Consider the following 12,412-nt stretch of genomic DNA (forward strand, 5'->3'; position numbering starts at 1 on the left):
TTGCCCCGACCCACGTCGCGGCACACTTCGGCCGGCGCGTGTGAACGAGGGAGCAGGCCCCATGCAACCGACCCCCACTTCGCGCTACACCCGGGCCAGGGACGACCTCCTGGCCGATCCCGCCGGCCCCACCGGGGCGGCCCGCCGACAGGCGCTGGGCGCGCTGTCGGATCGCTGGCTGACCGAGCTGTTCACCGGCGCGGGCGCGCCCGCACAGGGCGTCTCGCTGGTCGCGGTCGGCGGCTACGGCCGGCGCGAGTTGTCCCCCGGCAGCGACCTGGACGTGGTGCTGCTGCACGAGGGCCGGCGCGGGGTCGGCGAACTCGCCGACGCGATCTGGTACCCGGTGTGGGACGCCGGCATCGCGCTGGACCACTCGGTGCGCACCCCCGACGAGGCCCGCCGGGCCGCCGCCGAGGACCTGCGGGTGCAGACCGGCCTGCTCGACATCCGGCACATCGCGGGCGACGCCGACCTGACCGCCGCGCTGCGCACCTCGATGTTCACCGCGTGGCGCGCGGCCGCGGTCAAGCGGCTGCCCGAACTGCTCGCGGCCTGCCGAGAACGCGCGGAGCGGCACGGCGAGGTCGCCTTCCTGCTCGAACCCGACCTCAAGGAGGCCCGGGGCGGCCTGCGCGACGCCACCGCGCTGCGGGCGATCTCGGCCTCGTGGATCGCGGACGCGCCGCACGAGGAGGTGGACACCGCGCGGGCCACGCTCCTGGACGTGCGGGACGCGCTGCACCTGGTCACCGGACGCGGCTCGGACCGGCTGCTGCTCCAGGAGCAGGACGCGGTCGCCCGGCGGCTGGGGCTGCTGGACGCGGACACCCTGCTGCGCCGGGTCTCCGAGGCGGCGCGGGCGCTGACCTACGCGGGCGACGTGACCTGGCGCGAGGTCTCCCGGGTGCTTGCGGCGCGCGAGGCCGGCTCGGGGGTGCGTCGGTTGCGCCGGGCCCGGGCCGGGGTGTCCGCGCGTACGCCACTGGCCGAGGGCGTGGTCGAGTACGCCGGCGAGGCGGTGCTGGCCCAGGCCGCGCAGCCGGCCCGGGACCCGGTGCTGCTGCTGCGCGCCGCCGCGGCCGCCGCGCAGGCCGGCCTGCCGCTGTCCCGGCACACCGTGGACCGGCTGGAGCTGGAGTGCCCGCCGCTGGCCGATCCGTGGCCGCCCGCCGCGCGTGAGGCGTTCGTGGCGCTGCTCGGCGCCGGGCGCGACGTGTTGCCGGTCTGGGAGGCGCTGGAGTCCAAGCGGCTGATCACCCGATTGCTGCCGGACTGGGAACGGGTGCGCTGTCGCCCGCAGCGCAACGCGGTGCACCGCTTCACCGTCGACCGGCACCTGATCGAGACCGCGGTCGAGGCCGCCGCGCACACCCGGCGGGTGGCCCGGCCCGACCTGCTGCTGGTGGCCGCGCTGCTGCACGACATCGGCAAGGGCTGGCCGGGCGACCACAGCGTGAGCGGCGAGGTGATCGCGCGGGAGGCGGCCGCGCGGATGGGCTTCGCCAAGGACGACGTGGACGTACTGGGCACCCTGGTGCGCCACCACCTGCTGCTGGTGGACACCGCGACCCGGCGCGACCTGGACGATCCGACCACGGTGGCGGCGTTCGCCGAGGCGGTGGGCGGCGTGGAAACCCTCGAACTGCTCCACGCGCTCACCGAGGCCGACGCCGCCGCCACCGGACCCGCCGCGTGGAGCGAGTGGCGGGACGCCCTGGTCCGGGACCTCGTCGCCCGGACCAGGGCGGTGTTCGCCGGCCGACCGGCCCCGGCGGTGCCCGAGCGGAGCGTCACCGCCGATGTACCGGGCGAACTCCCGGTGGTTCGCCTGGAACCGCTGCCCTTCGGCGCGGAGGTGACCATCGCGGCGGCCGACCGGGTCGGCCTGATGGCGCTCGCCGCCGGCGTGCTGGCCCTGCACCGGCTCACCGTGCGCTCGGCCGCGATCGACGTGGTCGACGAGCTGGGCATCACGGTGTGGACGGTGGAGACCGAGTTCGGCCGGCTGCCCGACCCGGCCGCGCTGCGCGAGGACGTGCGCAAGGCCCTGGCCGGCGGCTTGGACGTGGCCGCCCGGCTGGCCAAGCGCGAGGCGGCGTACCCGCCTCGGCGCGGCACCACCCGGGCGCCCGCCCGGGTGGAGGTGATCGCGGACGCGTCCGAGAGCGCGACCGTCCTGGAGGTGCGCGCGCACGACAGCCCCGGACTGCTGCACCGGATCGGCAAGGCGCTCGCCGACGCCCGGGTGAGTGTGCGTCAGGCCCGGGTGGGCACCCACGGCGCGGAAGCCGTGGACGCCTTCTACGTGGTCGCCCCGAACGGCCGGCCGCTGGCCGCCGGCGAGGCCCGAAGCCTGGCCAGGACGTTGGAGAAGGCGTTGGCCGGGTGAGCGGCGAGGCGGCGCGGGGCGCCGCATCCGGGGCCGGCGGGCCAAGCCGGGGCGCGTGCCCCCGCCACGACCGCTCGGCGGGCGGTTAGGCTGGGCCCGACACCACCCGTATCTGACGAAGGACCTCTGCCGACGTGTTCGACACTCTCTCCGACCGCCTCGCAGCGACCTTCAAGAACCTTCGCGGCAAGGGGCGGCTCTCCGAAGCCGACATCGACGCCACCGCGCGCGAGATCCGCGTCGCCCTCCTCGAGGCCGACGTGGCCCTCCCGGTGGTCCGCGAGTTCATCGGACGCGTCAAGGAGCGCGCCCGGGGCGCCGAGGTGTCGGGTGCGCTCAACCCGGCCCAGCAGATCGTCAAGATCGTCAACGAGGAGCTCGTCGGGATCCTCGGCGGCGAGACCCGGCGACTGCGCTTCGCCAAGACCGGCCCCACGGTGATCATGCTCGCCGGCCTCCAGGGCGCAGGCAAGACCACCCTGGCGGGCAAGCTCGGCAAGTGGCTCAAGGAGCAGAAGCACCAGCCGCTCCTGGTGGCCTGCGACCTGCAGCGCCCGAACGCGGTCAACCAGCTCTCCGTGGTCGCCCAGCGGGCCGGTGTCGCGGTCTACGCGCCCGAGCCCGGCAACGGCGTCGGCGACCCGGTCGAGGTCGCCCGCGACTCGATCGAGTTCGCCAAGACCAAGCAGTACGACGTGGTCGTGGTCGACACCGCCGGTCGCCTGGGTATCGACGCCGAGATGATGCGGCAGGCCGCGGACATCCGGGACGCGGTCAAGCCGGACGAGATCCTGTTCGTCGTCGACGCGATGATCGGCCAGGACGCGGTGGTCACCGCGCAGGCCTTCCTCGACGGCGTCGGCTTCGACGGCGTGGTGCTCTCCAAGCTCGACGGCGACGCGCGCGGTGGCGCGGCCCTGTCGGTCGCGTCGGTGACCGGCCGGCAGATCATGTTCGCCTCCAGCGGCGAGAAGCTCGACGAGTTCGACGCCTTCCACCCGGACCGGATGGCCTCGCGCATCCTGGGCATGGGCGACATGCTCAGCCTGATCGAGATGGCCGAGGCCAAGTACGACCAGGACCTCGCGCTCAAGGCCGCCGAGAAGCTGCACGGCGGCGGCAACAACTTCACGCTGGAGGACTTCCTCCAGCAGATGGAGCAGGTCAAGAAGCTCGGCTCGATCTCCAAGCTGCTCGGCATGCTGCCCGGCATGGGCGCGATGAAGGACCAGATCGACAACATCGACGACCGCGACCTGGACCGGGTCGCGGCGATCATCAAGTCGATGACGCCGGCCGAGCGGGCCGACGTGAAGATCCTCAACGGCTCGCGCCGGGCCCGGATCGCCAAGGGTGCCGGTACCGAGGTCAACGCGGTCAACAACCTGATCGAGCGGTTCGTCGAGGCCCGCAAGATGATGGGCCAGATGGCCAAGGGCGGCGGCATGCCGGGCATGCCCGGGATGCCGGGCATGGGCGGGGGCGCCGGCAAGAAGAAGGGCAAGGCGCCCAAGCAGGCCAAGGGCAAGCGCCAGTCGGGCAACCCGATGAAGCGCAAGCAGGAGGCGGCGGCCGAGGCGGCCCGGCGCGAGGAGCGCGCGGCGAACCCGTTCGGTCTGCCGGCCGGCGGCGCGGGCGGCGCGGCCGACTTCGAACTGCCCGAGGAGTTCAAGAACTTCCTTCCTCCGGGCCAGAAGTAGGCTCGGAGGCGACGCGGGCCGACCGTGCCCCGGGGGTGCCCTCCGGGGAAACGGTCGGCGAGGACGAGAAGGGGATGTGGATGGTCGGGACGCCGGAGTTGTACACCGTGCCCGGCTGCCGGGTGGGCATCCGGGCGCCGCGGGTGTCGGACGCGGCGGCGTCCGCCGAGGCGATCCGCCGCTCCGAGCACATCGCACGCTGGAACCCGTCCGACCCGGACGACCTGCCGGACCTGATCCGCCGGCAGAGCGACACCTTCCGCACCTTCCTCGCGGTGGACATCGCCGACCGGGCGCTCGCCGGCCGGATCAACGTGTCGAATATCGTGCGCTCGCGGTTTTGCAACGCCTCGCTCGGCTACGACGCCTACACGCCGTACGCGGGCACCGGGCGGATGACCGAGGCGCTCGCCCTGGTGATCGATCGGGTGTTCGCCGCGGACGGCTTCGGGCTGCACCGGTTGGAGATCAACGTGCAGCCGGGGAACGAGAATTCGATCGCGCTGGCGCGGCGGATGGGCTTTCGCTACGAGGGCTTCACGCCGCGCATGCTCTTTCTCAACGACGCGTGGCGCGACCACGAACGGTTCGCGCTGACCGCGGAGGAATGGCCCGGGGCGGAGAAGACCATTCTTCCCTCGTAGGGCCGGACGTGGCAGGCTGCCCGGCCATGACGTACGAGGTCGAGCCTGCCGTTCATCCCGAACTCGCCGCCCACACCGCGCACTTCGCCAAGCGCGTGTACACCGTGGCCGAGCATGTGCACGTCGCCGTGGGCTGGTCCTCGGCCAACGCGACGGTGATCGAGGGCCCCGACGGCCTGGTGGTGGTCGACACCGGCAGCGGCGCGGACCTGGCCGCGGTGATCGAGGCGGAGGTACGCCCGCACCTGGACGATCCGCGGGCTCCGGTCAGGGCCGTGGTGGTCACCCACCACCACCCCGATCACGTCAACGGGCTGAGCCACTGGGCCGCGACGCCGGACGTGGACGTGTACGCGCACCGGACCTTCCTGGCCGCGCTGACCGACCAGTCCGGACCCGCGCTGCACATCATGGGCCTGCGCTCGGTGTACTCGCTGGGCAATCTGCTCGGCCCCTCGGACACCGAGGGCGTCAACGACGCCGTCGGCCCGCACGCGGGGGTCGGCACACCGTCGTTCGTGATGCCCACGGTGCTGGTGGGAGACGAGTTGGAGACCGAGGTCGCGGGCGTGCGGCTGCGGTTGTTCCACAACCCCGGCGAGACCGACGACGCGATCAGCGTGTACCTCCCGGACAGCGACGTCCTGCTGTGCGGAGACACCATCCAGGGGCCGACCCTGCCGAACATCCACACCCTGCGCGGTTGCCGCTACCGCGACCCGATGCAGTGGGTGCGCAGCATCGACGCGCTGCGCGCCCACCGGGCCGCGCACCTGATCCCCAGCCACGGGCAGCCGGTGTCCGGCGCGGCGAAGGTCGCCGAGGTGCTGGGCGTGGAGCGGGACTGCATCCAGTACATCCACGACCAGACCGTGCGCCGGATGAACGAGGGGCTGACCCCGGACGAGTTGGCCGAGACCGTCGAACTGCCCGAGCACCTGGCCTCGTACGCGCCGTACGCGCGGGAGTACTACGGCACGGTCAAGCACACCGTGCGGCAGATCTTCTTCGGCTATCTGGGCTGGTTCGGCGGCGACCCGGTGGACCTGGATCCGCTGCCCCGGGCGGAATACGCGCGCCGGACGGTCGAGTTGATGGGCGGCCGGGAGCGGGTGCTGGCGGCGGCGGGGCAGGCGTACACGGCGGGCGAGTACCAGTGGGCGGCCGAGTTGGCCACGCACCTGACCCGGATCGACCGCGAGGACGCGGACGCGCGCTCGGTCAAGGCCGCCGCGTTTCGCCGGCTGGGCTACGCGCAGCTCAACGTCAACTGGCGGAACTGGTACCTGACCAGCGCGGACGAACTGGAGGACCGGATCCAGCCGATCCTGCCGCTGATCAACTTCGCGGCGATCTTCGCGCCCCGGGACCTGGTCGCCCGGATCCCGGCGGCGTGGCTGATCGAGTTGTACACGACCCGGCTGCGGGCCGAGGAGGCGCTGGAGGTGGACGCCGTGCTGGGCTGGCGGGTCCGCGGCGGCGTGCACGGCGAGGAGGCGGTCGCGCTGCACATCCACCGGGGCGTCGCCCGCTTCCTGCGCGAGATCCCGGCGGACGCCGACGTGGTCCTCGAACTCCCGCGCGAGACCGTGGAGTCCCTGCACCTGGGTCGCACCGACCTGCGCGGCGCGCTGGCCGGCGGGGACGCCACGACCACCACCGGCACGCCCGAGCGGGCGGCCGCCCTGCTCGACCTCTTCGACCCGGCCCAACCGAAGAAGCCCACCGAGCTCACGCTGCGCTGAACCCGGCCGATTCTCGGCGCGCGGGTGTACGCGCGATGCGCGTCGAGTACGCGGGCGCCCTCATCCGTGCGGTGTGCCTGCGTGGCGGGGTCGGGTTCGGCAACGATGGGGTGCAGCCGTGCACGCGGGGTGTGGCGTGCGTGGGATCGTGCCCGCGGCCGTCGGGTGGGATCGGCGGCCGGAGTCGATGACGGGGGAACCCCAGTGGACGCATTACGCACCGACGATCCGCGTCGGGTGGGACCGTTTCGACTGCTCGGCCGGCTCGGGAGCGGCGGCATGGGACAGGTGTACCTCGGCCGGGGGCCCGCCGGGCGGACCGTGGCGGTCAAGCGGGTGCGGGTCGAACTCCTGGACGACGAGGACGCGTTCCGGCAGCGATTCGCCCGCGAGGTGGAGGCCGCGGGCCGGGTGCGGGGCGCGTTCACCGCACCGGTCGTGGCCGCCGACGCGTACGCCGAGGTGCCGTGGCTGGCCACCGCGTACATCCCCGGGATGGCGCTCGGCGAGGCGGTCGGCACGTTCGGCCCGCTGCCCGCGCACACGCTCGCCGCGGTGGCCCGCGGTCTGGCCGACGCGCTGGTCGCGATGCACGCGGTGGGCCTGGTGCACCGGGACCTGAAGCCGGCCAACGTGCTGCTCGCGGTCGACGGCCCGATCGTGATCGACTTCGGCATCGCGCTGCTGGACGGGGCGACCGCGCTGACCCGCACCGGGCACACACTCGGCACGCTCGGGTTCATGTCGCCGGAGCAGTTCGAGCGGGCCGATGTCGGGCCGGCCAGCGACGTCTTCTCCTACGGGGCGGTGCTCGCCTACGCGGCCACCGGACGACTGCCGTTCGGATCCGGGCCCTGGCCGGTCCTGTTGGCCAACCTGACCGGCCGCGATCCGGATCTGGAGGACGCCCCGGAGGCGTTCCTGCCGCTGTTGCAAGCCTGCCTGGACAAGGATCCGAACCGCCGACCGACGCCGGCCCGGGCCCGCGCGCTGGTGCCGACCGAGACCGACGAGGACCTGCCGGGCGGCTGGTTGCCGGCGCCGCTCGCGCACGCGCTGCTGCGGATCGCGGGGCGCGCGCTGGACGCCGAGGGCACACCGGATCCGCCGCCCGCCGAGGACTTCGCCGACTCGGTGGGCCGGGAGACGGCCGGCCCGGCGGCCGAGGCGACCGCGGACCCGGCGGGCGCGGGGCTCGTCGGCCCGGCGGTCGAGGACACCGGCGACTCGGTCGGCTTCGGGCCGAGCCGACTCGGCGCCGAGCCGGCTCGGGACGCGGTGCCGCGGGACGCGACGAACGAGGCGCTCGGCGAGGCGGTGGGCGAGGTGCCGGGCGTGGCCGGGCCGGCCGCCCCGCGCGCTCCGCGTGCGCTCGGTGCGGCACGGGGCGGAAGCCATCGACTGCCACCGACCCGCCCGCGCTACGCGGTGGCGGTCGCGGTGGCCGTCGCGGTCGCGTTGACGGCCGGGCTGCTGGTGTGGCGCGGGTTCGGCGGCGGCGCGCAGAGCACCGCGAACCCGCCCACCGCCTTCCGGATCGGCCTGCTGCTGCCCGACGATCGGGCCGAGGCGAGCGTGCGACCGGCGTTCGAGGCGCGAATCCGGCAACTGTGCCCCCGCTGCTCGGTGCGGTTCGAGCACGCCCGCCGGCGGCCGGACGTGCAGCGCGCGCAGATCGACGCGATGATCTCGGCCGGTGTCCGGGTGCTGGTGCTGGGCCCGGTGGACCCCAAGGACACGGCGTCGGCGGTGACCAGGGCCCGGGAACACGACATTCCGGTGGTCGCCTTCGACAAGCTGGCCGCGGGTCCCGTGGCCGGGCACGTCTCGTTCGACTTCCGGGAGGTGGGCAGACTCCAGGCGCAGGCGCTGCTCGACGCGGTGCGCGCGGCGGGCGGACCGCGACGCGGCTCGATCGTGATGCTCAACGGTCGCGCGGGGGACCGGGCCGGGAGCGAGATCAAGCGTGGCGCACACGCCGTACTCGACGGCGAGGTGACGATCGGGCGCGAGTACGACCTCGAGGACCCCGGCGGGAACCGGGCCCAGCAGGTGATCGCGGACGCGCTGACCGCGCTCGGCGGGCCGACCCAGGTGATCGGGGTCTACGCGGTGGACGACACGATGGCCGCGGGCGTGCTCCGCGGCCTGACCGCCGCCGGCGTCGCCGCACCCGTGCCGCTGACCGGACAGGATCCGGACCCGGCCACGCTGCGCCGGATCATCGCGGGCACCCAGACCGTCTCGGTGCTCAAGCCCGGCGGGCCGGAGGCCGAGGCCGCCGCCGAGATGGCGATCACGCTGGGCCGGGGCGAAGCGTTGTCGCGCGTGGACGCCACCCGCGACAACGGCACGACCCAGGTGCCGACGGTGGCCCTCGCGCCGGTCGCGCTGACCCGGGCCAACCTCAAGGAGATGTTGCCCCTACTGGCCGGCACGGTGGATCCGCGCGAGGTGTGCACGGCCGAACTCGCGGCGGAGTGCGCCCGCCTCGGGATCGGCTGAGGCGCGCGGCGCGGTCGGCGGAACGACGAGCACGGCCGCCCGCGCCGGACGATAACGACGGCCGGGGTCGGTCGTTGATCGGTGCATGACTACTTCTCGACGGTTGCTCGGTGCCCTGATGGCGGGTTTCTGCGCGATCGCGTTGCCGAGCGGCGCGTGGCCGGCCGGGGCGACGCTGCTCGGCGAGTCGGCGGTCGGGCCGGACCCGGCCCGACCGTGGGTGTTGCGCGAGGGGCCGATGGCCGTGTCGCCGAAGGACTTCGACTTCCTGTGTCGGGTGACCGCCCCGGCACCTCGACAGATCACCCTGCGGCTGTTCCCCGACGTGATCGTCGAGGTCGTGGAGGACGCCGTGGAGATCGACGACGAGGGCACCGCGATGTGGTCCGGGCACGTCCTGGACGCCCCCGCGAGCCCGACCAGCTTCGCGGTCACCGGCACCTGCCCGGGCGGTCCGGTGTCGGTGGCCGGCGCGGTGGACATCGGCGAACTCACCTACGCGCTCACCCCGGGCACGTTCGGCACCAACACGGTGCACGTCGAGGAGATCGCCCGCTGGGCCATCCCGATCGACGAGAGGCCGACCCACGCGGTCGGCAGGGGCATCCCGGCACCGCGATGAGATCCGCGCGCGAGGCGGCACCCGCATGCGCGAGCGCCCCCGCCGGTCGACCCGGCGGGGGCGCTCGCACGATCGGGAACGGGGTCAGCTCGCGTCGAGGACCAGCTTGCGGACGTACTCGACCGCCTCGGCGACCGGGACCAGCGCCTTCTCACCGCTCGCGCGCGAGACGATCTCCACGTTGCCCTCGGCCAGGCTGCGCGCGCCGACGGTGACCCGGAACGGGATACCGACCAGCTCGATGTCCTTGAACTTCACCCCGGGACGCTCGGCGCGGTCGTCCAGGATCGTGTCCACCCGCTGCCGGACCAACTCGGTGTAGATCTCCTCGGCGGTGACGCGCGACTTCTCGTCGTCCACGTCGAGGAGCGCGACCGCGACCTCGAACGGTGCCACCGCGACCGGCCAGACGATGCCGTTCTTGTCGTGGTGCGTCTCCACGACCGCGGCCATCGCCCGCTCGACGCCGATGCCGTAGCTGCCCATGATCGGGGTGACCCGCTCGCCGTCCGCGCCCAGCACGTTCACGCCCAGCGCCTCGGTGTACTTGTAGCCGAGCTTGAAGATGTGGCCGATCTCGACGGTCTGCTCGACCTCCAGGCCGGTGCCGCACGCGGGGCACGGCTCGCCGGCCACCACCTCGCGCAGGTCGGCCCAGGTGCCCACGGCGATGTCCCGCTCGACGTCCACGCCGCGCACGTGCACCTTGTCGACGTTGGCGCCGGTCACCATGTCCCGACGACCGCGCAGCGCCTCGTCGGCCAGGATCGGCAGGTCGCTCACGCCGACCCCGCCCAGGCTGCCCGGGTACGCGCCGAGCGCGGCCTTGATCTCGTCCGCGGTGGCCGGGCGCACGTCGGTGGAGCCGGTGGTGTCGATCAGCTTCTGCTCGACCAGCGCGTGGTCGCCGCGCAACAGGGCCAGGGTCAGCCGCCCGCCGACCATGTAGACCAGCGTCTTGATCTGCCGGTCGGCCGGCACGCCGTGCGCCTTGGTCAGGTTCTCGATGGTCTTGATGCCGGGGGTGTCGAACCGCTCCGGCACGTCGAGCCCGGCACCGTCCTCGATCTCCGCGAGCCGCGAGGTCGCCTTCTCGACGTTGGCCGCGTAGTCGCAGTTCGGACAGTGCACGACGAGGTCCTCGCCGGCCGTCGACGGGCACATGAACTCGGTCGAGCCGCTGCCGCCCATGGTGCCGCTGGACGCCTGCACCGCGATCGCCGGGATGCCCAGCCGCTGGAAGATCCGCACGTACGCCTGCCGGTGCGCCTCGAACGAGCGGTCCAGCCCCTCGGCGTCCAGGTCGAAGCTGTACGAGTCCTTCATGGTGAACTCGCGCACCCGGATCAGCCCGCTCTTGGGTCGCGGCTCGTCGCGGAACTTGGTCTGGAACTGGTACCAGGTCTGCGGCAGGTCGCGGTAGGAGCTGAGCTCGTGCGCGAGGGTGGTGAAGATCTCCTCGTGCGTCATGCCCAGCGCCAGGTCCGAGCCCTTGCGGTCCTTGAGCCGGAACATCTCGTCGCCCATGACCTCCCAGCGCCCGCTCTTCTGCCAGATCTCGGCCGGGTGCATGGTCGGCAGGACCATCTCCTGCGAGCCGATCCGGCTCATCTCCTCGCGGATGATCGTGATCACCTTCGCCCGCACCCGCACCGCGAGCGGCAGCAGCGAGTAGTGGCCGGCCATGAGCTGGCGGATGTACCCCGCGCGCACGAGCAGACGGTGGCTGACCGCGTCGGCGTCGGCGGGGTCCTGGCGGAGGGTGGGTACGTACAGTTCGGACCAACGCATGAGACCGTGGCGACCTAACGACTAGAAGAAGAGGGAGAAGGGCGATGCGGCTTGCATTCTAAAAGCCGCGCGGCCCTCGGCCGGTTGAATCGGTGCCCGGCTTTGGTCGGGGCCGGGATGTCTGGCAGAATGGCGAGCTGAGTACCCGGGGCATTGCCGGACCCTCTCTCCGCATGCTTACCGTGTCCACGATCAGCCGAGCCTCATGTCCCCACGTGAATGCCGGCTGTTCACCCACGTCAAGATGCAGGAGACACCACTCTCGTGGCAGTCAAGATCAAGCTGAAGCGCCTGGGCAAGATCCGTTCGCCCCACTACCGCATCGTCGTCGCCGACGCCCGCACCAAGCGTGACGGTCGGGCGATCGAGGAGATCGGTATCTACCACCCGATGGAGAACCCCTCGCGCATCGAGGTCGACTCCGAGCGGGCGCTCTACTGGCTGGGTGTCGGCGCGCAGCCGACCGAGCCGGTCGCGCACATCCTCAAGCTCACCGGCGACTGGCAGAAGCACAAGGGTCTGCCGGCCCCGGCCCCGCTGCTCGTCGCCGCGGAGAAGGCCGACAAGAAGTCGCTCTTCGAGGCCGCCGCCCGTGAGGCGATGGACGAGCCCAAGGACGGCGCCACCACGCCGAAGGCCAAGAAGGAGAAGAAGGTCGAGGCTGCCGCCGAGACCGAGACTCCGGCCGCCGAGGGCGAAGCCGCCGCCGAGACCGCCGCTGACGAGGGCTGACCATGCTCGAGGAAGCCCTCGAACATTTGGTCAAGGGCATCGTCGAGCATCCGGACGAGGTCAAGGTACGGGCGCGTAATCTTCGCCGCGGCCGCATTCTCGAGGTTCGGGTACATCCCGAAGACCTCGGGAAGGTCATCGGTCGAGGTGGTCGCACCGCGCGTGCGCTGCGCACCGTCGTGACCGCGCTCGGCGGCCGAGGAGTCCGCGTCGACCTCGTCGACGTCGACCAGGTTCGCTGACGTACCCGGACATCACGTCCAACCGGGAGCTGCCCGGCG

Annotated in this window: 9 protein-coding genes; 8 read left to right on the top strand and 1 reads right to left on the bottom strand. The window is 72.9% G+C overall.

Annotated elements, in window-relative coordinates:
- Nucleotides 1–61: 61 nt before the first annotated feature.
- The 6 genes from ACIRL2_RS07660 (at nt 62) to ACIRL2_RS07685 (ending at nt 9,608) form a co-directional block, all read left to right on the top strand.
- Complete coding sequence (locus ACIRL2_RS07660; protein ID WP_402230795.1) at nt 62–2,392, top strand: [protein-PII] uridylyltransferase; 2,331 nt, start codon at nt 62–64, stop codon at nt 2,390–2,392.
- Between the two features lie 134 nt (nt 2,393–2,526).
- The gene (gene ffh / locus ACIRL2_RS07665) at nt 2,527–4,092 is read left to right on the top strand and encodes a signal recognition particle protein (protein ID WP_395872666.1); all 1,566 of its coding nucleotides are present in this window, start codon (nt 2,527–2,529) and stop codon (nt 4,090–4,092) included.
- A gap of 80 nt (nt 4,093–4,172) precedes the next feature.
- Nucleotides 4,173–4,736, top strand: a complete 564-nt coding sequence (locus ACIRL2_RS07670; protein ID WP_395872668.1) for a GNAT family N-acetyltransferase — start codon at nt 4,173–4,175, stop codon at nt 4,734–4,736.
- Between the two features lie 26 nt (nt 4,737–4,762).
- The gene (locus tag ACIRL2_RS07675) at nt 4,763–6,481 is read left to right on the top strand and encodes an alkyl sulfatase dimerization domain-containing protein (RefSeq protein WP_395872670.1); all 1,719 of its coding nucleotides are present in this window, start codon (nt 4,763–4,765) and stop codon (nt 6,479–6,481) included.
- Nucleotides 6,482–6,586: 105 nt separating this feature from the next.
- Nucleotides 6,587–8,986, top strand: a complete 2,400-nt coding sequence (locus ACIRL2_RS07680; protein ID WP_402230798.1) for a substrate-binding domain-containing protein — start codon at nt 6,587–6,589, stop codon at nt 8,984–8,986.
- 85 nt (nt 8,987–9,071) lie between these two features.
- Nucleotides 9,072–9,608, top strand: a complete 537-nt coding sequence (locus ACIRL2_RS07685) for a hypothetical protein (protein WP_395872674.1) — start codon at nt 9,072–9,074, stop codon at nt 9,606–9,608.
- An 84-nt stretch (nt 9,609–9,692) separates the two neighbouring features.
- On the opposite strand, the gene ACIRL2_RS07690 is transcribed toward ACIRL2_RS07685, so the two are convergent.
- A complete protein-coding gene (locus tag ACIRL2_RS07690; protein ID WP_395872676.1) occupies nt 9,693–11,399 on the bottom strand; it encodes a proline--tRNA ligase in 1,707 nt (568 codons plus the stop codon).
- A gap of 264 nt (nt 11,400–11,663) precedes the next feature.
- Here ACIRL2_RS07690 and rpsP point away from each other — a divergent pair, with 264 nt between their 5' ends.
- Nucleotides 11,664–12,131, top strand: coding sequence for a 30S ribosomal protein S16 (gene rpsP / locus ACIRL2_RS07695; RefSeq protein WP_360310613.1), 468 nt, complete (start codon nt 11,664–11,666; stop codon nt 12,129–12,131).
- Nucleotides 12,132–12,133: 2 nt separating this feature from the next.
- On the top strand, nt 12,134–12,373 hold the full coding sequence (locus ACIRL2_RS07700) for an RNA-binding protein (RefSeq protein WP_020553237.1): 240 nt from the start codon (nt 12,134–12,136) through the stop codon (nt 12,371–12,373).
- Nucleotides 12,374–12,412 lie beyond the last annotated feature (39 nt).

This window comes from Embleya sp. NPDC127516, assembly GCF_044765325.1.
Lineage (GTDB): Bacteria > Actinomycetota > Actinomycetes > Streptomycetales > Streptomycetaceae > Embleya.

Excerpts from the sequence above, each read along its gene's own strand:
- ACIRL2_RS07660 (WP_402230795.1), top strand. The coding sequence starts at position 62 with ATGCAACCGACCCCCACTTCGCGCTACACCCGGGCCAGGGACGACCTC.
- ACIRL2_RS07700 (WP_020553237.1), top strand. The coding sequence starts at position 12,134 with ATGCTCGAGGAAGCCCTCGAACATTTGGTCAAGGGCATCGTCGAGCAT.
- ACIRL2_RS07690 (WP_395872676.1), bottom strand. The coding sequence starts at position 11,399 with ATGCGTTGGTCCGAACTGTACGTACCCACCCTCCGCCAGGACCCCGCC.
- ACIRL2_RS07670 (WP_395872668.1), top strand. The coding sequence starts at position 4,173 with ATGGTCGGGACGCCGGAGTTGTACACCGTGCCCGGCTGCCGGGTGGGC.
- ACIRL2_RS07675 (WP_395872670.1), top strand. The coding sequence starts at position 4,763 with ATGACGTACGAGGTCGAGCCTGCCGTTCATCCCGAACTCGCCGCCCAC.
- ACIRL2_RS07685 (WP_395872674.1), top strand. The coding sequence starts at position 9,072 with ATGACTACTTCTCGACGGTTGCTCGGTGCCCTGATGGCGGGTTTCTGC.
- ACIRL2_RS07680 (WP_402230798.1), top strand. The coding sequence starts at position 6,587 with ATGGGGTGCAGCCGTGCACGCGGGGTGTGGCGTGCGTGGGATCGTGCC.